Origin of the sequence: Echinicola strongylocentroti, from assembly GCF_003260975.1 — a bacterium.
Lineage (GTDB): Bacteria > Bacteroidota > Bacteroidia > Cytophagales > Cyclobacteriaceae > Echinicola > Echinicola strongylocentroti.
This window is the reverse complement of sequence record NZ_CP030041.1, coordinates 413,729-438,473: the sequence shown is the minus strand read 5'-3', so window position 1 is coordinate 438,473 and position 24,745 is coordinate 413,729. Positions and strand designations below refer to the sequence as shown.

Genomic DNA, 24,745 nt, shown 5'->3' with positions numbered 1-24,745 from the left:
TAAAATCGAGATTTCTTGATTTCCTTTAAAAAAGAGCCTTACAGTTTAAACCTTGACAATTCAATACCACTTTTCTCATCATGAGCATGTACGGTACACACCAAACATGAGTCAAAAGAACGAGCAACGATACCTACTTCCACTGGATCTTCGGGGTCTTCTATTTCAATACCTTCAAGTGCAGCTTCTATTGGTCCTGAATTGCCTTTAGCATCATTTGGTCCCACGTTCCATGTTGTTGGAGCCATTACTTGGTAATTTTTAATTACACCATTTTCAATTTCAATCCAATGCGCTAAAGAACCACGGGCAGCCTCAGTTGCTCCAAATCCTTTTCCATCTTTTTCAACTGGCTTGATATAAAACTCTCCATCCAGGTCTATTTCAGATAGCCACTGTTCGATGAGTTTATATAGTCTTGGTGCTTCATGGACCCGTGCCAATACCCGGGTAAATACACTTGCGCCACCTAACTTACGATAAGCGTCAATGAAAAATGGATCCTTTATTTGATGGTCTAGATTGTTAGGATTGCCATTCATTAAACAGCGTGCGATAGGACCAGCCTCTACCGCATGGCCATCATACCGTGGTGCTTTTGCCCAACTGTATTGCTCATCAAAATTGGAATCGTGTAGTGTTTGGGATTTTACGGGGGTTGGTAGTGGTTCATCCCAAGGGTGAAGACCATCTTTTTGGTCGCTATACCATGAATGTTTTATGTCTTCACTAACTTTTAAGTGATCGAATTCATGCCAATTTTCTCCATCAAAAAATCCACTGGAACTGATTAAGGCTTTGTTTCGTCCTTCGACAGTTGGTTTATTGTATAAATCTTTATGCAAGTATGTTCCAAAAGCTAGAAATTTGCCGACACCTTTGTCAAATGAGCCTAAACCAAATTCCAGACTTGCTCTGATCAGCAAGCCTAAATCACTGTTTTTATGCGACTCACTCTCTTCCATCCAAGCCAACATATCATCCCAAGATTTGATTTCGAGATAACGCTCTATTGTACAGCCTAGCCAAATCGGTTCTAACCAATCGTTTTTGAATTGTGTCATTATTGCGTGCGCTCTGGTAATATCTTTTAGTGTTGGAGCGCACATCACCCCTCCAGGAACCATATAACTTGAGTGTGGCCATTGCCCTCCAAATAATGCATAAACCTGGACTGGTAGTGCACTGGCAGTTAAGCCTGTTTGAAAAGATTCTCCTACATAAGCAGACCAGCGTTTTACCACTTCTTTGTATAACGGTTTATCGGTAAATTTTTTATTTGCCATGTCTGTCGCAAAAATAGCGTAAAACCAGCGAGGAATACTCTGTATAGTTTCTGTTGCTTGTCCTATAGCTCTTAAAAGTAAAGCGTTAGGGGAGAGCTCAGTTCCCCATGCAGTATCCAATGCAGAAGAAGCACAATACAAATGGGATCCCCCACAGATACCGCAAATTCTTGGCGTAACAATAAGGCCTGATTGAGGGTCTTTACCTTCCATGATTTTTTCAAAACCTCTAAACATAGCGGCTTGTGTATGTGCCCGGGTTACTTTCCCATTATCTATGTACACCTTCACATCTAAATCCCCTTCCACTCGTCCTACTGGTGATATATTTAATTCTTTTACTGACATTTCTATATATTTAATTATTTAGAAGTTTCCATTATTTTTTGGTTCTTGGGCAGTACTTTTTGGAAACCTGCTTCTATATAATAGGCTAGTTTTGTTCTACCAGTAGGAATCTCTTTAGGCAATACGCCTAAGTATTTCATTGTTTTAAATACACTACCTTTTTTTAAATCGTTATGTGGGAATCCCGGTTCGGTACAGCCTAAGCATGGGTGATTAGAGCGGGTTTTACTTGATTGCCTGTTCCATAATATATTATTGCAACTTGCCCTAGTCATTGGTCCTCTACACCCCACTTCATAAAAGAGGCAGCCGCCACGTTTCCCGAAGTTGCCATCCACTTTTTGGGCAAAGTTGGTGACATTGGTACATCCATCTTGGACAAAATTTGTAAAGAACGTTTTCGGTCTATGATATTTATCAATCTGCACATCACCTATGCGTCCTACCGCAATTGCTACTAAGATTTGGGTGATCCAGTCTGGGTGTGCAGGACAGCCGGGAATGTTGATGACAGGTAGGCCTCCTTTTGAAACATAATCGGAACCTAAAAAGCCTCCTTTATTTTTTCTGTGGAATTGCAACCCCGTGGATTCACTAGGGTTTGGAGCCACGGCTGGAATCCCTCCCCAAGTAGCGCAGTCACCTACTGCTACTACATAACCGGCAACTTCCGACAGTTCTTTAATCCAATCTTTCATCGGTCGGTCAGCAAAATAGTTCATCGAACCTGTTCCATTTGGCCCCTGAATTAAGGAGCCTTCATAGACCAGGATGTCCATTTGAACTTTACCGTTGATAATATCTTTTAATAGGTCTTGCACCTGCTCTCCAATTTGTAATCCCGTAGTGGGATGCCAAAGTATATTAAGACCAAAATCAGTAATGAGTTCAACAACGGTGGGTTCTTCCGCATTAAGAAACGACATGGTGTTTCCACTACATGCCCCTCCTTGTAACCATAAAACATTCGCCATAGTAAATTGTGCTATTTTAAACAATGTAATATTTTTATTTTAAATTAAAAGTTATTAATGTTTTTGTCTGGGTAAATTGTTGATTTATCCAAATTTTTGGTAATTTTTACGATCAAAAGTAAATAGGGATATTAGATTGGCGGGGTAGAGGTTAATGGCTTATTTGATTTAGCCAGAGTTCGAGAAATTGGAAATAAGTAGCGCAGAGAAAGTCAATTTATTGGGGAGCACGTACGATGAATTAATTGCCTTTCAAAATTTTCGTTTTTAAGGGAAGGCATATCCTCAGCATTTTTCCTCGGAATTATCAATTCGTATGGTCGTTTTATGAATGCTTTAACCTGGTTTATGCAAGGCTCGTTTCTGATGGGGATTGGCCATTCTCTGGGCAGCCCACTAACGTGACTTCCTTGCGAGGGAGAAGAATGTTATTAACCTTCCAATCCTAAAATTTTACAATCCCCAAACTATGAAAGAAACGGATTTTGTACGTTATTGAGGTTTTAAAGCGGAACATCCATGGCAGATAAGCACGATAGAGAAGAAGCAAAAAGACAGAAGAGCATTGATTCTGAGCTAAAAAAATCCAAATCCCTTTCCAATGACGGCACGAAGTCTCATGGAGAAATTCTTAAAGAACAGATCACTGAAGGGCTGGAAACTTATGATAAAAAGTCTAGTAGTCTGCTGCTCAGTTCTTTGACTGCGGGGTTGGAGATAGGTTTTAGTTACTTATTGATTTGTGCTGTATACGCTTACTTTTCCAAATTCCTTGGTGAAGACGTCAGCTATAAGTTGACGGCATTGGTATATCCAGTGGGGTTTATCATGGTTATTCTTGGGCAGTCCATTCTTTTTACGGAACAGACTTCCTTGTTGACCTTGCCCGTGCTCAATAAAAAACGAAGTGTTTCCAGTTTGTTGAAAATATGGGGCTTGGTGATTGCCGGAAATATTATTGGTGGCATGCTGATCGCTTCGCTGTTATTGTGGATCGGGCCTCGGCTGGGCATATTTGACATGATAGTGGTGGAAAAAATAGCCCTTCATGCTACTGATTTTTCCAGTTTGGTGATCTTTAGCAGCGCCATGCTGGCGGGTTGGCTAATGGGGCTACTGTCTTGGCTTTTGTCTTCCTCTCGGGATACCTTGAGCAGGATTGTGATCATCTTTATCATTACCTCCATGATGGCCTTTACAGGTTTGCATCACAGTATTGTGGGAAATGTCGAGGTCTTCGCCGGGTTGGTAAGTTCTCCCAATATCACCTTTGGTAGGTACCTGAACTTCCAGGTTTTTGCATTATTTGGTAATGCAGTGGGGGGAGCCGTATTCGTGGCTTTGCTGAAGTACCGGGCTTTTGTGTATAATATCGACGTGAAGTGATGGGGGAACCTCATCCTCATCATTCCGGTTCGGGCCTACATCGTTCGCTCCATGCTCAGGACAGGCATCCCAAACCACCAACGAACTCCACAAACCCTCCAACCTTAGAACCTTCCAACCACAAACCTCTACTCTACATACAGCACTAGCCCTTTCAGGTATTCCGTTTCTGTATGGAATGCATTGATCGGGTGATCGGCAGGCTGGGTGAGTTGCTGGAGGATGCGGACGTTTCTGCCTACTTCGATGGCCGCAGCAGTGATGGTATGCGCAAAAAGCTGCTTGTCCACCACCTGGGAGCAGCTAAAGGTGAAGAGGATGCCGCCCGGCTTTATATGCTTGAGTGCTTCTGCATTCAGTCTTTTGTAGGCTTGGACGGCATTGTGACGCGCCTTCATGTTCTTGGCAAATGCCGGAGGATCCAGCACAATGACGTCATAATCCTGCTCTATTTCACGAATATACTTTACCACGTCCGCCACCTTGGAGGCATGTTTTCCTTGAAACTGGGAATTGAGCTTCAAGTTCTTTTCGGTCAGCTCGATGGCTTTGGCAGAAATGTCCACCGAATGTACTTCTGAGGCACCTGCTTCCAGTGCAGCGATGGAAAAACCACCGGAATAACAAAAGGTATTCAGCACCTTTTTGCCTTGGCTATATTTCCCGAGAAGTTTCCTGTTTTCCCGTTGGTCAATGAAAAAACCGGTCTTTTGGCCCTTTTCCCAATCAATCTCATACGTACAATCATTCTCCAAGACAATATTGGTAGCGGGCTCCCCGTAGAGGAACTGGTTTTCGATATTGGCCTGTCCTTTCAGTGTTTCCGCACTTTTATCGTACACGGCTTTCAGCTTTTCTCCGTAAACCGACTGAAGGGCTCTGGAGATTTCCTCTCGATGCTGGTACATGCCTAGGCTGTGGGCTTGTATGACAGCGGTGCCATTATAATGGTCAATGATCAATCCGGGGAGTTGGTCCCCTTCTCCGTGGATCAGCCGGTAGACATTAGTATGTTGACTATCGGTCAGTCCGATATTGTTACGCATCTGATAGGCATCGTGGAGTTTCTCTTGCCAAAAAGAAGCATCGATTTCCCTTGGTTCAAAACTGATTATTCTTACCGTGATGGATCCTTTTTGGTAATGACCGGTTCCCAGAAACTCATCGCGATGGCTGTACACGCTTACAAGTTGGCCATTTTGGAGGTCTGAAGCAGCATTGGCGATAGCGCCTGAAAACACCCAGTGGTGACGCCTTTTTAAGGAGATCTCTTTACCCTTTTTGAGGGTGATTTTCGGATACTTGGTCATATTCCTTGGAGCTAAAAAATCCCTTTTTGAACACTCTAAAACCATTCAAAAAGGGATCAGTTAATGGATTGATAAGGTGAAATCACCCTTTTTTATACATGCTTTCTCTAAGCGCTTTGATTTCGTCACTTTCGAGGTAGTTGTCATAACTCATCCTTCGGTCAATGGTGCCGTTAGGGGTGAATTCCACGATCCTATTGGCGGTGGACTGGACGAAAGCGTGATCATAAGAGGATAGCAATACCGTGCCATTGAATTCAATGATGGCGTTGTTAAATGCCGTGATGGATTCCAAGTCCAAGTGGTTGGTAGGTTCGTCCATGACGAGCAGATTTGGGTTTTGCAGCATCATTTTGGATATCATGCACCTTACTTTTTCACCTCCAGAGAGTACGGTTGCTGACTTGAGGGTTTCTTCACCCGTAAAAAGCATCCTTCCCAAAAACGTCCTCACATAGGCTTCTTCCTGATTGGAAGAATACTGCCGCAACCAATCGATCAGGTTAAGATTGGTTTTGAAGTGTTCAGAGTTGTCATTGGGCAAGTAGGCCTTGTTGATGGTCACTCCCCATTTGAATTCTCCTTTTTGGGTGGGTATTTCTTCCATGATCGTTTGGAAGAATTTATTGACCGCTTGCTTGGTTTTTGATATGAAGGCGATCTTGTCCCCTTTGTCCACCATCAGGTTGACATCGGTGAAGTAGGTGGTTCCTTCGTCTTTCAGTTCGAGCTCTTCGGTCATGAAAATCTGGTCACCAGCTTCCCTTTCAGGCTTGAAGATAATGCCGGGGTATTTACGCGTAGAAGGTTGGATGTCTTCCACATTGAGTTTTTCGAGCATTTTCTTTCTGGCAGTGGCCTGCTTGGACTTGGCCACGTTGGCAGAAAAGCGCTCGATAAACTGCTGCAGTTCCTTTCGCTTTTCCTCCGCTTTTTTGTTTTGATCCGTCTTTTGTTTAGCGGCCAGCTGGGAAGATTCGTACCAGAAGGTATAGTTACCGCTGTAGATCTTGATTTTGCTAAAGTCAATGTCCACAATATGCGTGGATACCGCATCCAAGAAGTGCCTGTCGTGGGATACGACGATCACGAGGTTCTTGAAGTTTACCAAGAAGTCCTCCAGCCAGTTGATCGTGTCGGCATCCAGGTCGTTGGTAGGCTCATCGAGAATAAGGATGTCTGGGTTACCGAACAAGGCTTGGGCGAGCAAGACCCTTACTTTTTGGTTACCAGCGAGGTCTTTCATCAGGGCGTGGTGAAGGTCTTCAGAAATCCCCAAACCAGAAAGCATAGCAGCAGCGTCCGACTCAGCGTTCCACCCGTCCATTTCAGCAAAGTCAGCTTCCAGTTCCGATGCGCGGAGGCCGTCTTCTTCCGAAAAATCAGGTTTCATGTAGATGGCGTCTTTTTCCTCCATGATGGAGTACAGCTTTTTATGGCCCATGATCACCGTCTTGAGCACTTCCATCTCGTCAAACTCAAAGTGGTTTTGCTTCAATACCGCCATTCGCTGGCCAGGGGTGATGTTGACACTTCCGGTGGTGCTGTCCTGATCCCCAGAAAGGATCTTGAGGAAGGTGGATTTACCAGCCCCATTGGCACCGATCACACCATAGCAATTGCCTGGGGTGAACTTTAAGCTTACTTCATCAAAAAGGGTTCGTTTTCCGAACTTTAAAGAGAGATTATCTACTGAAATCATGGATCGTTCCGTTGCTGTTTTTACAAGTGGCAAAGATACAAATTTTATTGGGCGGAGAAACGAATTTTGCCTTGGATAGGGGAGGAAATGGGATTTTTTAGGATCAAGCGTAAAAGCTGGGGGCTGATAGAACGCTGCTGACACTGGTGATGATGATTTACGCTGATTTTTTTCTTTAACCCGGAATATGCATTAGCCTATCTACGCCACGGCGCACAGGTGTTGCGACCTGAAACTGCTTCAAAATCAGCCGTTTCACTTTAGTTTTCGGCATAACCGTAGCGGTGCTACGCTAATGCCTCCAAACTAACTGATTTTCTTGCAATTTCAGCTCTCACTACGATTCCTAACGCATAATCCGGGTTTAATGCCGTTTAGTTAGTGTGTATTTGGAAATATTGGTTCTATTATTTTTCTGCTAAATTCCAAGATGGTTTTCATCTCTTTACCTTTGTCACTTTTTTGCTTCAGGTCAAAAAAGTAACCAAAAAACCCCGCCGCTGTGCATCTATTGGCCTAAAATTAAAACCTCCCCTCATGCAGGCAAACTCCTCCTTTTCTAGCAGCCAACATTCTTTTTGACTAGTATTTCGTCAAACAAGCCTGCCTTTTTGCCCACCCGCTTTTTAATTTCTTAACGCCCAATACCTGCAAGGCGGATCCGATTAATAAGTTTCTTATGGATAAATTATCATCATTATTCCATGTAGTGGTATATTTTCTTAAGTAACCAAGTTGAGCGAGAACTATAAGCCCCCCTGAGCCAAAAAAGGTATCGCTTCCTTATTACGGCCCTTGGTATGCCTGTTTTCCATCCGATGGTGGAGGCCGTTAAGAAAGTGAGTTGGCTCGCGTCGTGGAACAGCGAGACCCACTCACTTTTAGGCCGTAGCCATCGGGTGGAAATTAAAATGGGTGACGGATCTCGGTCGCAGGGTAAATCCATGTTCCATTTTAAAAGGCATACCACCGGCCTAGATTTTTTTCTTTCTTTTTTCATCAATGGAAAAAATGAAAAGGATAAAATCCACCAAGATGATCAGGTTTCCCCAGCCAAAGTCAATCAAAAAAAAGACTTTTAGGTATATGAAAAGGAGGAAATGCCCTTAACTAAACGGTATTTAAACCGGGTTTAATTGAAAAAGCCAAGTAGCATAAAGAATGCCCTGAAAGTGCCTAACATCCTTAGTCATGGGCAATGCCCATGGTGAACTTGATCTAAGAGTGGAATAAAGGATTTCCTATACCAGAAAGGAGTGTGTACCAATCAACTGCCAATAAAAAAGCCGTTGATTTGTGCACCAAACCAACGGCTTCTTGAAAATAAACCGGCTGTTAATCAACTATATTTATAACGTTATACGGCCATGGAGTGTTGTTTTTCTTCCTCCACGGCTTTACGCTTTTTTTCTACTCTTTTTTGATTGGTATCAATGACCAATGTCAATAGTCCACCTACCGAACAGAAGGTCATCAGGATGACCATGGGGCTAGCGGTGCCATTGTGGAAGATGCTGACTGCTCCTGAAACTAAACCGCCCATAGCCATTCGTACACTGCCCATCAAGGCAGCCGCACTTCCGGCATTCCTGCTGAAGGGTGCCAAGGTCAATGCCGCCGCGTTGGGATTGGCCAACCCATGGCCGGTAAGAAAAACAAACATCATTCCAATCAGCGTATACACGTTTAACCATCCATTCCAAACACCCAATATCAACACAAAACCAATGATGGTCTGATAAGTCAATGCCACCTTAATGATCTGTTGACTGGTGAATTTCTTTAGCAGGATATGGTTCAGCTGTGTAGAACCAATCATAGAAAAGGCCAATAGCGCAAAGATCCACCCATATTGCTGTTCGGTCACTCCATAGATGTTCATAAATACATCTGCGGATCCTGAGATGTAAGCAAATGGTGCTGCGCCTGCCACGCCACCTACTAGCATATAAACCAAAAACTGGCGGTTTTTAGTTACTTCTACGTATTTTTTGACTACCTGCTTCGGCTTTAGTGATACTTCTTGATCAGGTTGTGCCCCATCAGGAAGGAGGAAATAAGCAGCAATTATGATCATGACGGTAATACCTGCCAAAATCATAAAAACAGTGTGCCAATCGTAATGGGCCGTTACAAATCCCCCAACAGTAGGGGCGATCATCGGTGATACGGCGATGACCAGCATCAATAGCGCCATTGCCTGTGCGGTTTTATTGACCGGGAAAATGTCCCTTACCATTGCTTGGGCTGCTACCATTCCGGCACATCCGCCAATGGCTTGGACAAAGCGCATCAAGATCAGGTTTTCTACCGTGTTGCTCAGGGCACAGGCCACTGAAGCGAGTACATAGATCAATAAACCAATATAAAGTGGCTTTTTCCTTCCAAATCGATCCAGTAAAGGGCCATAAAATAGCTGACCGATGGCGATACCAACCAAATAACTGGTGAGCGAAAGCTGTACATTGGCAATGCTCGTCCCCAGATTTTTCGCTATGGAAGGAAATCCAGGAAGATACATGTCAATGGAAAATGGGCTGATGGTACTCAAGGCACCCAAAATCAAAATAACTACAAAATACTGCTTCTTGCTCATACCCTTCGGTCAGTTAATTGGATCAAAATAAACGTTGTCAAATAGGAAACACTAACTTCTTCTGCTTAGTTCGTAAAGTTAATGGGTAAATATTGTTTTAATGTTAATTATCGTAATGATTAATTGTGTTTTAATTAAGGTAAATGGACTTTCTTTGAAATTATAAATAAGTTAAACGCTTGTTTAATCAGTAGATTGTTTCGATAAGGCTTATTGTAGGAGTTAAATATTTTTTTTGTATTGTTTTAAAGAGCTTGTATTAATACTGAAAAGAAATTAAGAACTGTCACCACGAATGAAGTAATAGGGATAGGTTGGTTTTAACCCAGTTTCAATGCCATTTAGTTAGTGTGTATCTGGTAAAATTGACTCAATATTTTTTCATTAGTCAACTTTTTTTCTCAAGACAAACGCATTTAGATTAAAATGTTCCAAGAGCATTTATATCTATCGTTCCTGTGGGACTAACCCTTACTTGTGTAACAACTTATGATGCAGGTTTGTCTCCTGCACTTTCTATATCAGCCTCCGTCAAAGGCGGATTAGACAGAATGCTTAGTTGCCGCCTCATAAAATTCGTTAACCTTACCTAAGCCAACTTGAGCAGAGGGGCACAACGGCTTGCTTGATCACCACATCAACTAATGTCCTTGCTCTTTCAGCCATTCCCGACTTGAGTGCAATTCCTAATGTACCAAAGGGGGAGTGCCAGCGGCACGGATGATACCTAAGCTACACGAAAATTGTTTCCCTTTCTATGTGTCTAATAATGTGGTTGGCTAATTAGTTAGCTACTTTACGTTACTCATTTTCGATGTCTTAGAATTCGGGTTTAATAAAAGCAATTGTGATTATAGGCTTTCTTGCCAATAGATTGTATTTCTCAGGTAACGCGCACAACGCCCAGAATGAAATAAAGCTTTTCAGGGATTTCAGTGAGCGCCTATTTACTGTTGCTGTGATTACTGGCATCCTTGAAGATATACCTAAAAGCCATAAACGGATTTGAATAAAAATACCTTTTATTATCAAATACCAGCAAAAAGTAAAGAGGCAAGAAGCAATTCAGTTATCTTTCTATAAATGTGAGGCTTGAAAGCCCACGTTCGGTTGACAATAAATCAAATAGCCTAAGCTAAAAGTTGATCTGAGATTGACCTGTATGAGACAAGTGATTTTTTTACCCTAACCAACGTCCCTGTCAGCATGAAACCGAGAATTTGTTCTTATTGCTTTTTTCTGTGCATATTCCTGTTGCCGATCATTTCTGCCCATGCGCAACTCACCACTGTAGGGAAAGAATTTTGGGTGGGATTTATGGACAATAATACTGATGGTCAAAACGGTAGGGCTGTAATCGTTATCTCTGCCAATGAGACTGCCCAAGGCACGATCGATATGAGTGCCATTTCGGACGGCCTTACTTATTCTTTTGATTTGCAGAAGGGGGAAAGCTACACCATGCGGATACCGGAGTATGACTTGGATTTGTTACACCGAGACTCTGGCCAGAAAGAAAACAAAGGGATTTTCATTAGTTCTACGGGAAAGGTTTCAGTGTTTGCATTTAATGAGCGGTTTAAAAGCGCAGATGGAACGGTGGTGCTTCCAAAGAGAACCTTGGGAAAAGATTACCTTGTTACATCCCATTACGAAATCACGCCCAATACCACCCCGGGAGTCGAGATGAATATCAATGACGAAAGCACGCTTTTGGTGGTAGGAGTAGAGGATAATACCAAAGTGGAAATCACCCCTTCGGTGGGCACAGTAGATGGAAAACCTGGGGGCATCTCCTTTGATATTTTGCTAGATGCAGGGGAGAGTTATCAGCTAAAAGCCAAAGGAGACTTGACAGGAAGCCGGGTAAGGGTCCGGGATTCGCAGTCTACGGATTGCAAAAACATTGCTGTTTTTGGAGGAAATAAGTGGACTGGCGTAGGTGAATGCGGCTCTGCTCCTGACCATCTCTTCCAGCAGATGTATCCATTGAGTACTTGGGGAAAGGAATACACCCATATTCCGCTCAAGACCCGCTCATCGGGTGAACTGGTAAAGGTGCTGGCCGCAGAAGATGGGACGGAAATTTCTGTAAATGGCCAGGTAGAGGGAGTGATCGATGCCGGGGAGTGGATCCCAATGGATGTTGGGGCAGATGAGGTGGCGACCATTCGTGGTTCCAAGGATATTTCGGTGACGGCATTTTCTAAAAGTAGAAACTGCAATACATCAGGCGATCCTTTTTATGCTTTAGGTGATCCATTTATGATGGCATTAAATCCCTCGGAACGTCTCTTGGAAGATGTGACGTTTGAGTCTATGGATATCGTCCAGATCACGCACCATTTTCTTAATGTCACAGTAAAAACCTCCGTTGTCGGTGATACGAGACTGGATGGACAATCCATTGCCGGGGAATTTCAGCACGTGCCCGGAAATAGTGACTATTCTTATGCAAGGATTAGCGTCTCGGGAGGAGTACATCGCTTGACCAATCCCGCTGGATTTATCGCTTATGCTTATGGATTTGGGGATTTGGAGTCCTATGGATATGCGGTGGGTGCCAACCTGGAAAATTTAGCCTTTTCTACTGACACGCATTACGATTTTGAAGTGATAGGAGAGAATGTAACTTGTCTCAATGAAGAGTTTACTTGGGAGATTGTCCCCGATAATCCAGCTTTTGATTATTTTACCTGGAATATAGAAGGCTCGGATGCCGCAAAGTCCGGGGAAGCAATACAGCACACTTTTGAATCGCCAGGGATCTATCAGGTGACCATTTATGCCTCGGATGGTCCGACTACTTGCGACCATGTTGAAGAGGTTCGTTTTGAGGTAGAAGTCATAGCGACCAGTGCGGCGCTAGAAGGAGTGGATTTTGTATGCGAAGGAATGGAGCCTATTACTTATGAAGCGTCACAAATGGAGAATATTGACCATTTCGAATGGGAGGTGGAAGGGGGAGAACTGATTGCGTCAGAAGGGAATACCGCTACCGTACGTTGGGATCTTGTAGCCGAGAACGCCGCTATTTCGCTGTTGCCTTTTACTGCAGAAGGATGTCCAGGTCTTGCGATCACAAAAGCAGTGACCGTGTGGGATCCGGAGATGCCACCTGCGCCGGATGGACCTGCAGAAATATGCTTTGATGCCCCATCTACGTCCCATTATCAAGTGACGGATACGGAGGAAAAACACCAGTACCAATGGCATACAGAAGGTGGCGACATCATTTCCTCCAATAATGGGGAAGAAGTGGAAGTAAAGTGGAACGCTTCTGCGACCAACAGGAAAATTTGGTATGAGGCCTTTCATGAAGAGGTTACACAGTGCAGGGTAGTTTCTGAAGTGTTGGAAGTTGAAATGCTAGCGGCCATTTCAGTGGTAGAGACTATTCAGGATGTCAGCTGTCATGGAGGGAGCACAGGTGAAATAAGCGTAGAAGTAACTGGCGGGAGAGGGCCTTATTCCTATTCATGGCGTCATGATGATGCATTGGACAGTCCTGTAGCAGAAGGACTGGAACCGGGAAACTATCAGGTGACCATCACCGATGCGCTGGGGTGCCAGCTCGTTTATGATGATTTACCGGTGGGAGAGCCAGACCAGCTAAGGGCTGAGGTGACGTCAAACCCAGGGACAAGCTGCTATGAATCGGCAGATGCCGAAGTGACGATCAAGGCAATTGGAGGTATGCCGCCTTATCGAATTGACCGTGAAAATGCCATGGTTGCCGGTGATGAAATACGGCTGGAATCATTGGAGGCGGGAAAATATGATTTCACTATTTTCGATAGCAACGATTGCCACACCAACATGGAAGTCGAGGTGTCAAAGCCATCGCCGTTAAAAGTGGAAGTAGAAGTGCTTCGAAGGAGCTGTCCGGGAGAATCAGGAGGAGAGTTGCTTGCTGTGCCTACAGGAGGGACAAGTCCCTATCTGTTTACCTGGGACTATGGTGCAAATACCAATGCAGAGCTCACGGGAGTTCCTAAAGGAGAGTACACCGTTACCGTCCAAGACGATCGAGGCTGTATTGGATTTGGTAGTGCGTCGCTCCATGAAGTGCCGCCAGAGGTAAGAATGCCCACGGGCTATGACCCAAGCGGCGAGGGAGTCAATAGAATTTATCGGCCTGTTTCCAGCTGTCCAGTCGAATTTACATTAAAAATATACAACCGCTGGGGAGAGCTGATTTATTCCGGATCCCAAGGGTGGGACGGGAGTGTAGATGGAGAAATGCCTGCCAATGATGCCTATACCTATTTTTTGGAATATTATTATACTATCAATGGGAATCAAATTAGCCGCCAAAAGCGAGGGATGTTCACTGTAGTAAAATGATCACATAAGCAGTGTCAACAGATCCAGGTTTTCGTTAAGGTAATTGTACTTGAACCGGTTTTCTTTCAATCGGTCAAAGATCCCAGTGATATGATCAGGGTTTTTGAGCTCAATACCGACTACAGCGGGGCCGTTTTCACGATTGTTCTTTTTGGCAAATTGGAAATAGGCGATGTCATCATTGGGGCCGAGGATTTTGGAAACGAAATCTTTGAGTGCTCCCGGGCGCTGGGGAAACTGGATCATAAAGTAGTGTTTTAGCCCCTCGTAGAGCAAAGACCTTTCTTTGATCTCGGCTGTTCGCATGATATCGTTGTTGCCACCACTGACCACGCAAACTACATTTTTGCCTTTGAGCTTATCCTTGTCGTATAGTGAAAGGGCCGCCAAGGTCATGGCTCCGGCTGGTTCTACCACGATGCCTTCATTGTTGTACAGGTTCAGGATGGTGGTGCATATCCTGCCTTCTGGCACCAGTAGCATTTCGTCCAGATTTTTACGGCAAATTTCGAAGGGAATATTACCCACTTTTTTTACCGCAGCCCCATCGACAAATCCATCAATCTCATCCAAAACAGTGTTTTTCAGGTTTTGAATAGAAGTCAGCATGGACGGTGCCCCTTTGGGTTCTGTACCGATCAATTTGGTCTCAGGACTGGTTTTCTTAAAATAGGTGCTTACCCCCGCAGCCATACCACCGCCACCAATGGGGAGGAAAAGATAATCAATCGGAAAATCGGCATCATCCAGCATTTCCTTGGCAATAGTCCCTTGTCCTTCGATGACCTTGGTATCGTCAAAAGGATGGACGAACACCGCTCCTTTTTCTTCACAATAAGCAGCAGCCGTTAGGTAAGCATCATCATACGTATCCCCCGAAAGCACGATCTCTACCATTTCCTTTCCAAATAATTTCATCCTGTTGATCTTTTGGGCAGGAGTGGTGGATGGGATGAAGATGGTGCCTTTGATGCCCAGCTTTTTGCAGGCAAAGGCCACCCCTTGGGCATGGTTTCCTGCGCTGGCACAGACCACACCGCGTTCTTTTTCTTCTTCAGAGAGGGAGCTTATCTTGTGGTAGGCACCTCTGATTTTGTATGACCTTACTGCCTGCAGGTCCTCTCTTTTCAAATACACGTGACAGCCGTATTCCTCACTTAACTGCTCATTGTACTGGAGAGGGGTGGTGTTCAGTACTTCTTTGAGTGCTTCACTTGCTTCGATAATGCCTTGAAAAGAGACTTGGTTCATGGTGGGGACTTTTACTTGGATAAATGGACTGCAAATATAAAGGGTTCAGTAAGGTTGAGGAAATTTCCATCAGATAATGCGGACGATAAACATAAACTTCTTGTTTTACCTATGGCCATTCTTACGATAATAGCATTGTGACAGGGTAAACAGCAAAAATTATTAAGCTGAAAAAGAGGGTACTAAATAATATGCTGGTATTTTTTTTGACCTAGGTTTTGCAATAAAAACAAGAACTACTACCTTTGCATCACTTCAAACGAGGAGTTGGAATAAGAATTGAAATAGAAACAAGCAAAATCCTACAGTTTTCGCAGAAAACAAAGGTTTTGGTTGAGAAAATTTAAAGGAGTGGTAGTTGAGTTGGTTAGAAAGTCCCGACGTGTCGGGAAGATCGCTGATTCGAGTTCACTTAGAAAAATTAAAGGAGTGGTAGTTCAGTTGGTTAGAATGCCTGCCTGTCACGCAGGAGGTCGCGGGTTCGAGTCCCGTCCATTCCGCTTAGATATTTCATTCTTATTGCAATTAACGGTGATAGTTCAGTTGGTTAGAAAGTCCCGACGTGTCGGGAAGATCGCTGATTCGAATTCACTTAGAAAAATTAAAGGAGTGGTAGTTCAGTTGGTTAGAATGCCTGCCTGTCACGCAGGAGGTCGCGGGTTCGAGTCCCGTCCATTCCGCAAAAGCCTCACGAAAGTGGGGCTTTTTGCATTTATAGGTTTTTAGGATACAGACTTTACCTCAGCGGGTCAAGCGGAAAAGTTGGAGATTGGGAAGGGTTCGGGTAGGACGCTGATGACGCAGGTGGTTAAGATTTGCGCTGATTTTTTTCTTCAAGTGGAAGAGCTAAGTAGTATTAAAAGCCCGGAAAGGGCGTAGCATCCTTAGCCATGGATAACACCTATGGTAAACATCAAAAATAACCTCATTGCTTTAGCAGCAATCATCTTCCTAGCGCTTATAAATTCACGCTAAAACCCAATCTACACCAACAGCGCTTTATTCCTTTTTCATCCATTTTGATGGTATTCAGCCAAAATATGACTATTTTAGGTAAAATTTTTCTGTCACTATGGGTTTTGCCATTTATTAATGAAGGTAATGATGAATTTTATCAATAAAACGCTAAAAGGCGGGGTGTTTTTTTTGATTCCGCTAATATTGACCTATGTGCTTTTGGGAAAGGTGATCCGCATCATCCATCCTGTGGCCTTCAAGATTTCGCAGTCACTTCACGATGACCAGGAGAAGGTGCTGGATTTTAGTTATGTGATGGCCATTATTTTAGTGATTATTCTTTGTTTTGTATTGGGACTTGTCGCATCATCTTCAGTAGGAGTGACGTTTGTTACTTGGATCGAAAATAACATCCTTACGATGTTTCCTGCTTACCGCTTGATGAAAAGCACCTTTCAGTCTGCGGCTGGTATTCGTGAAAACAAAGACCTTCCCGTGGTATTGGTACCGATGGATGGCTTGGTTTTGGGTTTTTTGGTGGATGAGCTTCCCGAGGGAGACAAGTTGGTGTTTGTACCGGGGTCACCGGATCCGTGGTCTGGTAATCTGATCATCTATAAATCTTCTCAAGTGAAGCCTACCAACATGACACAACCAGAAGCATTAAGAATTCTGAAACAGACGGGTATTGGTGAAACAGACAAGTTTATTAAGAGTATTTACCAAAACAAGGTAGAATAACAATGGTTTTATAATAGGATAAAAGCATTAAAGTAAAAATGTTGATTTTGTCTTATTTTTTGTGATTATAGTGAATGAATTCAAGTTGTTGATTTTAAAACAATTATCCTTATATTTCGCGAAATCTCAGAATCAGCGACGGGTATATTTGTAAAGACAGATAGTCCAATGATTTTACTTCGGGATAATCTTTTTATCTTTGTCCTGTTAAAAAAATGTTAATATGGTCTTAGAATTTGAAAAGCCGATTGCTGATTTAGAGCTTAAACTTCAAGAAATGAAGGAATTGGCTAAAGGCAAGCAAATCGATTTGTCAGCCGATATTGAGTCTTTGGAGGAAAAAATACAAACTTTGAAAAAAGAAACATTCCAAAATTTAACCAGATGGCAACGCGTACAGTTGTCCAGGCACGCGGATCGGCCTTATTCATTAGATTACATATACGAAATTACCAATGATTTCATAGAGCTTCATGGTGATCGTACCGTGAATGATGATAGAGCCATGATTGGTGGCCTTGGAGACGTTGACGGAAGATCAGTGATGTTTATCGGGCAACAAAAAGGACGAAATACCAAACAACGGCAAGAACGAAATTTTGGTATGGCCAATCCGGAAGGGTACAGAAAAGCTCTTCGCCTGATGAAGATGGCCGAGAAATTTGGCAAGCCTATCGTTACCTTGATCGATACTCCTGGTGCATTTCCTGGCCTAGAAGCAGAGGAAAGGGGCCAAGGAGAGGCTATTGCCCGGAATATCCGGGATATGTTTATGCTGAAGGTTCCCGTGATCTGTATCATTATCGGTGAAGGTGCCTCCGGTGGTGCATTGGGCATTGCCATTGGTGATAAAGTGATGATGCTGGAGAATTCCTGGTATTCGGTGATTTCTCCTGAAAACTGCTCTACCATTTTGTGGAGGAGCTGGGATTATAAGGAGCAAGCAGCCGAGGCACTGAAGCTGACGGCATCGGACATGCTTGGTAATAAGCTAGTGGACAATATCATTCCAGAGCCGCTTGGAGGAGCGCATAAGGACATGAAAGCCATGGCAGTAAACCTTAAAGCAGCCATTAACAAAGCGTTGAAAGAACTCGACAAAATCAAACCCGAAAAGAGGATAGAAGAACGAATTAATAAATTTTCGGCGATGGGAGTCGTAAAAGAATAATCTCTAATCATTTTACGAAAAAACCTCTGTCGACGCAGAGGTTTTTTCGTCTATAGGTATTTTATAATCTGAGTACCTGTTTTCCTGTTAGTAATAAAGTCTCTCACGGATTTCTCGGATTATCTCAGGTAAAGAATCAGGTGTCCGTGCTCACCTGTCTGACCGTTAGGTAAAAGATCTGTGCAACCTGTGAGATATTCTTCTTAAGTTAAACCTTTACTGGCATCCTTGCGGATATATACATTTCGTAATCCTGATGTGAACCCAAAATAATAATAAGGCGATGAAACTTCATGTGATCAATACCGGCTTTTTTAAATTGGATGGCGGAGCCATGTTTGGTGTGGTGCCCAAGTCATTGTGGCAACGAACCAACCCTGCTGATGGGAACAATATGTGTACTTGGGCAATGCGTTGTTTGCTTGTGGAGGAGAGAGATCGCCTTGTCCTGATCGATAATGGCATCGGCAACAAACAGAGTGAAAAATTCTTTTCCCATTATTATTTACATGGAGATGACAGCCTTGATGGATCGTTGAAAAAGGCAGGGTTTCAGTTGGATGATGTGACGGATAACTTTTTGACGCACTTACATTTTGATCATTGTGGTGGAGGTGTACGGTACAAAGCGGGAACCGATCAGCTGGAAATGACCTTTAAGAATGCCCAATACTGGAGTAATGAGGATCATTGGACCTGGGCCACACAGCCCAATGCCCGGGAAAAGGCTTCTTTCCTGAAGGAAAATCTTCTCCCCATGCAAGAAAGTGGTCAATTGAATTACCTTGATTTGGAGCAGGGAGAGTTGTTTTCAGGTTTTAGCTTCTTTACCGCAGATGGCCATACCGACAAACAGATGATCCCAAGGATCCAATACAAGGGAATAACCATTATCTTTGCAGCGGATTTGCTTCCCTCGGTGGGGCATATACCACTGCCGTACGTTATGGGCTATGATACGAGGCCATTACTGACGCTGGAAGAAAAGCGGACATTTCTGGAAGAAGCAGCAACAAATAAATATATCCTCTTTTTGGAGCATGATCCTGTCCACGAATGCTGTACAGTGAAAATGACCGAAAAAGGAGTAAGACTGGATAAAACATTTTCATTGAGTGAGCTCTAATCGTAATATTGGTATAGCACTTTCGGGTGGTGGTGTAAGGGGAATTGCCCATCTGGGCATTTTGAAGGCACTGGAAGAAATTGGCATCAAGCCGAGCAGGGTGTCAGGGACCAGTGCTGGGGCGATAGTGGGTGCGCTTTATTGCCAAGGGATGAAGCCCGATGCGATTCTTGATGTTATTATCAATACCAATTATTTCAAGTTTATGCGGCCGGCCATCAGTTGGACGGGAATACTGAAAATGGATTCCTTGGAGCAGCTTTTTGAAGTGCATTTGCCGGAAAATACATTTGAAAGCCTCGAAATCCCCTTGAGCATCACCGCCACCGAAATCAGTCGGGGAAAAGTGGTGTATTTTTCCGAAGGAGAATTGATCAAGCCATTGATGGCCTCTTGTTGTATTCCGGGGATATTTGACCCCGTACAGATCGACGGGAAGTTTTACATTGATGGTGGAGCGCTTAACAACCTGCCCGTAGAACCTCTTGAAGGCCGCTGCGAGGATATCATTGGTGTAAACTGTAACCACCTTCATGAAGAGGACAATATCTCCAATATGAAGAGGCTCATCGAGCGCACCGTGATCATGTCCATGAATTATAATGTCTATACCCGTAAAAATAAATGCGATTTTTTTATGGAACCACAGGGGCTTGCCCGCTATGGGGTTTTTGATATCAAAAAAGCAGCAGATATCTTTGCAGCAGGGTATGAATCTGCCCAGCGTTTCATTACCTATAATGAAGGGTTGATGAAGCTGGGAGAAGTAAATCAATAAAGAGCAACTTGATGATGAAGTTATTGGCTCGGTTTGTCTTTTGGCTGACCGGATGGAAAGTGAAGGGAAATTTCCCCAAGGGTTTAAAGAAAGCTGTCATGGTGGCGATCCCGCATACCAGTAATTGGGATTTGCTATATTCTCGTGCGGCCTTTTATATTCTGGATGTACCCGTAAGATTTACGATCAAAAAGGAAGTGATGGTGGGACCTTTGGGGTGGTTTATACGTGGTCTTGGAGGCATGTCCATCGACAGGAAAAAGATAGCAGGAAAGCGCAAACAAACGTATACAGAGGCAATGATCGAGCTTATCAAAACAAGTGATGAGCTGGTGATGATGGTGACCCCAGAAGGAACCAGGAGTTATGCCAAACGTTGGAAAACAGGCTTCTATCATGTAGCAGAAGGTGCAGGAGTCCCGGTTGTTATTGGTTTTTTGGACTATAAAAAGAAACATGCGGGGATAGGTCCGGTAATCTATCCAAATGGTGACCTGGAAGGGCAGATGGAAGAAATAAAGGCTTTTGGTCGGAGTGTCACAGGCAAGTACCCTGATCAAGGGATCTTGTAACCATACACTTCGGGGCGAGAGGGGGCAGGCTGAACGCATTTAAAAAAGTACCTCAATTTGAATATATATCTGCCGTTTCTATGGGATTTAGTTTCATATGCTTTATCAGACTTTCCTACTTTTTCCATTGATGAAAAAGTAGGCAAAAAATCTAGGCCATGGAGCATCCTTCACATTAAGTGGTTGTGTTTACGAGTACGATTTCGTTTGCCTTAATTTGATTTTGTGCCAGTTGCTATGGGCTAAAAATGAGTGGATCTCGCTTGTCCACTGTACGAGCTAACTCATTTTCTTAGCGCCCCCATCAACTGTCCCAAAACCGAATGCTCCAAAGGCCGAATAATGGACTCACAGTGAATACTTCGTTTCTATGAGACTAGGTGTTGCGTTACGGATACACATAAAATTCTTAAATTTATCTATACCATTCTCCCACTTGGGCAGAAATGAACGGAGGTTTATTCGTCCTCTAAACTAAATGGTATCCTTGTTCTTTCAGCATTTGCCGCGACAGGCTGCTGCTATTTCTAATGTACAAACTGGGGTAAAGTGCCAGCGGCACGATGAATTTAGTTTCCTACGGATTCATCCGCAGGAGGTTAAGGTCTCCTTCAGCTCCAGAAGGAGTGCCAACGGCACGGATGATAACTGCCCTACACGAAATTTAATATTAAATGCGTTTGCCCGGCGAAAGGGGTTCCATATCAAGAAGATAATTTTTATTATGGAATATGGTTGTGTATGTGCTCTTGAAGGCATACATTTTGATATATTTTTATAAACCAACACCTTATGATAAAGAAGCTTAGAAAATTTACCATTTTTACGATATTAATTGACAGTGTTAAGGCATTTGGGCAGAGTGATTCAATGACGTTTGCTGCGAGTATCGCCTTTTATACGATCTTTAGTATGCCGGCCTTATTGGTCATAGTGCTAAATATTGGAGCAACATTTTACAATAAGGGGGAAGTAAGGGATGAGCTGCTGACGCAAATATCCGATCTCAGCGGCATGGAGATGGCTACGATGCTAGATGAAATTATCTATAATGCTGCCTTGGATGTGGACGGCTTTTGGGCAAGTACCATAGCTATAGGAGTGTTGGTTTTCAGTGCCACGACGGTTTTTGTGAGCTTACAAAATAGCATTAATCATATATGGCATATAAAGCCAAAACCAGAAAAAGGGCTGATTAAGTTTATCGTCAACCGCCTGCTAAGCTTTTCGATGGTGGCTTCCATTGGATTTGTACTATTGATTTCATTGGTGATCGATACGGCGATTGTGATCTTTTTCAATGAGCTATCCACGGTTTTTGATGGGCTTTCCAGCTATTTGGCTGCCATTACCAATTTTGTGATCACCCAGGCCATGATGGTCTTGATATTTGGGTTGATGTATAAGATATTACCAGATGCTAAGGTGAAGTGGCGATCAGTTTGGTTGGGAGCTGTATGTACGATGGTACTTTTTGCCTTGGGTAAATACCTGATCGGGTTTTACTTGGGCAACAGTGATATAGGAAGCGCCTACGGCGCTGCCGGTTCACTGGTGATCTTTTTAGTATGGGTGTATTATTCGGTAATTATTTTTCTATACGGAGCACAGATCACCTTCTATATTGCCGAAAATACAGGAAAGGGAATACGGCCATTGAAAAATGCCGTGAAAATAGAATTAAAGGAAATATTTAATACAGATGAAGAAGACTAACTCGTAAATCCACCATCCACCGTAAATATACTTCCGGTAATATAGCTTGCAGCAGGGGAGGCGAGAAATAGAGCGAGTGCTGCGATTTCTTCCGTTTTTCCCAGTCTTTTGAGGGCGAGTCTTTTCATGATCACTTCCATTATCTGGTCATTTGACCACAATGCTTTACTGAAATCTGTTTTGATTACTCCCGGACAGATGGCATTGACACGGATTTTCTGTTGGCCCCATTCCTTGGCACATACTTTGGTCAGCGAGTGTAAAGCGGACTTACTGACACTGTAGATTCCCAACTGAGGTTCTGGTGACAGGGCACCGATCGAGCTGATATTGATAATGGACGCCTGAGAGGAGGTGCGGAGATGGGGGAGGCATAACTTTGAAAGCTCAAATGGAGCCTTGACATTGACATCCATGACCTTATCAAAGATCTCCAGTGAGGCATCTTGGACTGGGCCGAAGTATGGATTGGTACCGGCATTGTTTACTAAAATATCAATTTGGCCATAAGCATTGACCGTTTGGTCTACCAAACTTTTTAATTGATCAGGATGCCCGACATTACAAGCTATTCCAGTGACATCGTATCCCTTGTTATACAATTTTTTGGCTATTTCATCGAGTTTTTTTTGCTCCCTGCTGCAGATGACGACTTTAGCCCCTGCTGCAGCAAAAAATTCCGCAATGCTCAGCCCAATCCCTCGGGTTGCACCTGTAATAAGAGCCACTTTATTGTTAAGAGAAAACAATGATGATAGATCCATTTATTCCTTGAGTTTTAGCGTGAAAAATTGTCTTTTTTAAGATAGAAAATTTACTGTAATTGTTTGGATGATTTGATGTTAAATTTTAGAAAAAATGATATTATTCAGATTATTGGATCCGTTATTATACACCTCAGTTCGATTATATACCCGTCTCTGTACAGTAGTCGGAACATGCACTACGAACTTTGTAAACCTAGAGGAAGCAGCCACGGCCTTTTCCTACACAACATCCATTACAAAAGGGCTTGCAATGACGTTTTTTATACTAAAAATAAGTCGAGCTTAGGTTATTAGTAATATGATTATCCGCAATGATACCAGTAATCACAGCAATAGCAAGTAGGTCCTCACAGAAACCACTGAAATCTCAGAAAAACATTATTTCATTCTGAGTGTTCTGTGCGTTCCGTGAGAAATAAAACCTACTGGCAATAAAGTGTATAATCAGATTAGTAAATCAAAAAGAACTAATGAAACCATATACACTCTAACTATATGGCATTGAAACTGGGTTAAACCCGGAATATGCATTAGCCTATCTACGCCACGGCGCACAGGTGTTGCGACCTGAAACTGCTTCAAAATCAGCCGTTTCACTTTAGTTTTCGGCATAACCGTAGCGGTGCTACGCTAATGCCTCCAAACTAACTGATTTTCTTGCAATTTCAGCTCTCACTACGTTTCCTAACGCATAATCCGGGTTAAAAAGCCCACTTTGTGAAAGCGGGCCTTTGGAAATATGTCAGGTGATAGAAGTATGCTTAATGACCTAGAATAAACTGCCCTGGACAGCTTTGGGTCTTTGTGCCTGAATGGTGCCTTTCAGCATTTCATGGATCAGCTTAATGAAACCGTTTTTCCAGTTTTCCTGGCTGATTTTAATTTCCTTATTTTCGTATTCTATCGGCCCCATTAGTCGCTCATAACCAATCATCATGGTCCAAATGGTATAAAAGGTGATTTCTGGTTGTAAATCAGGGCGCATGGACCCGTCTCGTACCCCATGAGATATCAGTTGAATGCCGATTTTTGCTGGATCATGATGGATTTCCAGCAGTTCATTGAAATTTGGGCTGTCGAGAACAAGGGGATCCATTAGCTTCTTTTTCTCAGGATCATTGTACTGTGCCATCAATCCCATAAAGTTCAGAATGGCTTCTTGGTACATTTTGTTTTCTGTGGTAAACTCAATAAATCGTTCAATCAATAGGGTGATGAGATCGATCCCTGATTTTCCTTTAGCTTTCTGTGTATTCCTGAAGATTTCCTTTAACTGCTCATAGGCTTTTTTGGTTACGGCCATGTAAAGGTCTTCCTTGTTTTTATAATAAAAATATATCAGCCCCTTACTCATTTTGGCTTGCTTCGCTACTTCATCCATTTTGGTGGTGTGGTAGCCTTTGGAGGCAAATAGACCGATGGCAGCCTCTAGAATCTCTTTTTCTTTTTTTTGTCTTTCGTAAACTCCCATTGTATTAAAAAGTGTTTGTGTTAAACAGGGTTTAAAGGTATTGAACTTTATTTAAAATCGGTAATGGTTTAAATAAAATTTACCAAAAAATGGCCAAATATATAAGAAAGTAGGGTGGCTGATGATGTTGTTAATGGTTTGTAAATTAGTGCTTTGTGTAATAAAATGAATTGTTATTCAATTTAACTTGAGGTTAAAAAAAGTAATAAGAGACTGTCTCCGTGGGAGATCCAATTCGTATCGAAA

Annotated in this window: 17 protein-coding genes and 2 tRNA genes; 11 read left to right on the top strand and 8 right to left on the bottom strand. The window is 43.0% G+C overall.

Annotation, left to right across the window (positions count from 1 at the left end; translation table 11 throughout):
- Positions 1–38: 38 nt before the first annotated feature.
- Positions 39–1,634, bottom strand: a complete 1,596-nt coding sequence (locus tag DN752_RS01605; RefSeq protein WP_112782350.1) for a nickel-dependent hydrogenase large subunit — start codon at positions 1,632–1,634, stop codon at positions 39–41.
- A gap of 14 nt (positions 1,635–1,648) precedes the next feature.
- Positions 1,649–2,608 (bottom strand): NADH-quinone oxidoreductase subunit B family protein, encoded by a 960-nt coding sequence (locus DN752_RS01600; RefSeq protein ID WP_112786389.1) that lies wholly within the window; start codon positions 2,606–2,608, stop codon positions 1,649–1,651.
- Between the two features lie 519 nt (positions 2,609–3,127).
- On the opposite strand from DN752_RS01600, the gene DN752_RS01595 reads away from it, so the two are divergent.
- Entirely contained in the window at positions 3,128–3,994 is an 867-nt protein-coding gene (locus DN752_RS01595) for a formate/nitrite transporter family protein (RefSeq protein ID WP_112782349.1), read from the top strand.
- A gap of 128 nt (positions 3,995–4,122) precedes the next feature.
- Here the strand turns inward: DN752_RS01595 and DN752_RS01590 are convergent, their stop codons facing one another.
- Both DN752_RS01590 and DN752_RS01585 read right to left on the bottom strand, forming a co-directional pair.
- Positions 4,123–5,304 carry a class I SAM-dependent rRNA methyltransferase gene (locus DN752_RS01590; protein ID WP_112782348.1) on the bottom strand — a complete coding sequence of 394 codons (1,182 nt, stop codon included), beginning with the start codon at positions 5,302–5,304 and terminating at the stop codon, positions 4,123–4,125.
- A gap of 82 nt (positions 5,305–5,386) precedes the next feature.
- Complete coding sequence (locus tag DN752_RS01585; RefSeq protein ID WP_112782347.1) at positions 5,387–7,006, bottom strand: ABC-F family ATP-binding cassette domain-containing protein; 1,620 nt, start codon at positions 7,004–7,006, stop codon at positions 5,387–5,389.
- Positions 7,007–7,806: 800 nt separating this feature from the next.
- Between DN752_RS01585 and DN752_RS24325 the strand changes: the two genes are divergently transcribed.
- Positions 7,807–8,088, top strand: coding sequence for a hypothetical protein (locus DN752_RS24325; protein WP_162633075.1), 282 nt, complete (start codon positions 7,807–7,809; stop codon positions 8,086–8,088).
- A 275-nt stretch (positions 8,089–8,363) separates the two neighbouring features.
- On the opposite strand, the gene DN752_RS01580 is transcribed toward DN752_RS24325, so the two are convergent.
- Complete coding sequence (locus tag DN752_RS01580; protein WP_112782346.1) at positions 8,364–9,602, bottom strand: Bcr/CflA family multidrug efflux MFS transporter; 1,239 nt, start codon at positions 9,600–9,602, stop codon at positions 8,364–8,366.
- A 1,206-nt stretch (positions 9,603–10,808) separates the two neighbouring features.
- On the opposite strand from DN752_RS01580, the gene DN752_RS01575 reads away from it, so the two are divergent.
- Positions 10,809–13,949 carry a gliding motility-associated C-terminal domain-containing protein gene (locus tag DN752_RS01575; protein WP_112782345.1) on the top strand — a complete coding sequence of 1,047 codons (3,141 nt, stop codon included), beginning with the start codon at positions 10,809–10,811 and terminating at the stop codon, positions 13,947–13,949.
- Here the strand turns inward: DN752_RS01575 and ilvA are convergent, their stop codons facing one another.
- Complete coding sequence (ilvA, locus tag DN752_RS01570) at positions 13,950–15,200, bottom strand: threonine ammonia-lyase IlvA (protein ID WP_112782344.1); 1,251 nt, start codon at positions 15,198–15,200, stop codon at positions 13,950–13,952. It lies immediately after the preceding gene.
- Between the two features lie 426 nt (positions 15,201–15,626).
- Between ilvA and DN752_RS01565 the strand changes: the two genes are divergently transcribed.
- The 8 genes from DN752_RS01565 to DN752_RS01530 all read left to right on the top strand — a co-directional run bounded on the left by DN752_RS01565 (position 15,627) and on the right by DN752_RS01530 (position 22,261).
- Positions 15,627–15,700: transfer RNA gene (locus DN752_RS01565), tRNA-Asp, on the top strand.
- A 106-nt stretch (positions 15,701–15,806) separates the two neighbouring features.
- Positions 15,807–15,880, top strand: a tRNA-Asp gene (locus DN752_RS01560).
- A 421-nt stretch (positions 15,881–16,301) separates the two neighbouring features.
- The gene (locus DN752_RS01555; RefSeq protein ID WP_245949417.1) at positions 16,302–16,898 is read left to right on the top strand and encodes a DUF502 domain-containing protein; all 597 of its coding nucleotides are present in this window, start codon (positions 16,302–16,304) and stop codon (positions 16,896–16,898) included.
- A gap of 223 nt (positions 16,899–17,121) precedes the next feature.
- Complete coding sequence (locus tag DN752_RS01550; RefSeq protein ID WP_112782342.1) at positions 17,122–18,069, top strand: acetyl-CoA carboxylase carboxyltransferase subunit alpha; 948 nt, start codon at positions 17,122–17,124, stop codon at positions 18,067–18,069.
- Positions 18,070–18,352: 283 nt separating this feature from the next.
- Positions 18,353–19,195 carry an MBL fold metallo-hydrolase gene (locus DN752_RS01545; RefSeq protein ID WP_112782341.1) on the top strand — a complete coding sequence of 281 codons (843 nt, stop codon included), beginning with the start codon at positions 18,353–18,355 and terminating at the stop codon, positions 19,193–19,195.
- Complete coding sequence (locus DN752_RS01540; protein ID WP_112782340.1) at positions 19,185–19,973, top strand: patatin-like phospholipase family protein; 789 nt, start codon at positions 19,185–19,187, stop codon at positions 19,971–19,973. Before DN752_RS01545 ends, DN752_RS01540 begins: the two co-directional genes overlap by 11 nt.
- 11 nt (positions 19,974–19,984) lie before the next feature.
- On the top strand, positions 19,985–20,545 hold the full coding sequence (locus tag DN752_RS01535; RefSeq protein WP_112782339.1) for a 1-acyl-sn-glycerol-3-phosphate acyltransferase: 561 nt from the start codon (positions 19,985–19,987) through the stop codon (positions 20,543–20,545).
- A gap of 792 nt (positions 20,546–21,337) precedes the next feature.
- On the top strand, positions 21,338–22,261 hold the full coding sequence (locus DN752_RS01530) for a YihY/virulence factor BrkB family protein (RefSeq protein WP_112782338.1): 924 nt from the start codon (positions 21,338–21,340) through the stop codon (positions 22,259–22,261).
- Here DN752_RS01530 and DN752_RS01525 read toward each other — a convergent pair.
- Positions 22,258–23,025 (bottom strand): SDR family NAD(P)-dependent oxidoreductase, encoded by a 768-nt coding sequence (locus DN752_RS01525; RefSeq protein ID WP_112782337.1) that lies wholly within the window; start codon positions 23,023–23,025, stop codon positions 22,258–22,260. The genes DN752_RS01530 and DN752_RS01525 overlap by 4 nt on opposite strands.
- Positions 23,026–23,797: 772 nt before the next feature.
- Entirely contained in the window at positions 23,798–24,499 is a 702-nt protein-coding gene (locus tag DN752_RS01520; RefSeq protein ID WP_112782336.1) for a TetR/AcrR family transcriptional regulator, read from the bottom strand.
- Positions 24,500–24,745: the final 246 nt, after the last annotated feature.

Bases quoted from the DNA above. Each gene is read 5' to 3' on its own strand.
- DN752_RS01585 (WP_112782347.1), bottom strand. From the start codon at position 7,006: ATGATTTCAGTAGATAATCTCTCTTTAAAGTTCGGAAAACGAACCCTT.
- DN752_RS01575 (WP_112782345.1), top strand. From the start codon at position 10,809: ATGAAACCGAGAATTTGTTCTTATTGCTTTTTTCTGTGCATATTCCTG.
- DN752_RS01580 (WP_112782346.1), bottom strand. From the start codon at position 9,602: ATGAGCAAGAAGCAGTATTTTGTAGTTATTTTGATTTTGGGTGCCTTG.
- ilvA (WP_112782344.1), bottom strand. From the start codon at position 15,200: ATGAACCAAGTCTCTTTTCAAGGCATTATCGAAGCAAGTGAAGCACTC.
- DN752_RS01530 (WP_112782338.1), top strand. From the start codon at position 21,338: ATGATAAAGAAGCTTAGAAAATTTACCATTTTTACGATATTAATTGAC.
- DN752_RS01520 (WP_112782336.1), bottom strand. From the start codon at position 24,499: ATGGGAGTTTACGAAAGACAAAAAAAAGAAAAAGAGATTCTAGAGGCT.
- DN752_RS01555 (WP_245949417.1), top strand. From the start codon at position 16,302: ATGATGAATTTTATCAATAAAACGCTAAAAGGCGGGGTGTTTTTTTTG.
- DN752_RS01525 (WP_112782337.1), bottom strand. From the start codon at position 23,025: ATGGATCTATCATCATTGTTTTCTCTTAACAATAAAGTGGCTCTTATT.
- DN752_RS01595 (WP_112782349.1), top strand. From the start codon at position 3,128: ATGGCAGATAAGCACGATAGAGAAGAAGCAAAAAGACAGAAGAGCATT.
- DN752_RS01605 (WP_112782350.1), bottom strand. From the start codon at position 1,634: ATGTCAGTAAAAGAATTAAATATATCACCAGTAGGACGAGTGGAAGGG.
- DN752_RS01545 (WP_112782341.1), top strand. From the start codon at position 18,353: ATGAAACTTCATGTGATCAATACCGGCTTTTTTAAATTGGATGGCGGA.
- DN752_RS01535 (WP_112782339.1), top strand. From the start codon at position 19,985: ATGATGAAGTTATTGGCTCGGTTTGTCTTTTGGCTGACCGGATGGAAA.
- DN752_RS01590 (WP_112782348.1), bottom strand. From the start codon at position 5,304: ATGACCAAGTATCCGAAAATCACCCTCAAAAAGGGTAAAGAGATCTCC.
- DN752_RS01550 (WP_112782342.1), top strand. From the start codon at position 17,122: ATGGTCTTAGAATTTGAAAAGCCGATTGCTGATTTAGAGCTTAAACTT.
- DN752_RS01600 (WP_112786389.1), bottom strand. From the start codon at position 2,608: ATGGCGAATGTTTTATGGTTACAAGGAGGGGCATGTAGTGGAAACACC.
- DN752_RS24325 (WP_162633075.1), top strand. From the start codon at position 7,807: ATGCCTGTTTTCCATCCGATGGTGGAGGCCGTTAAGAAAGTGAGTTGG.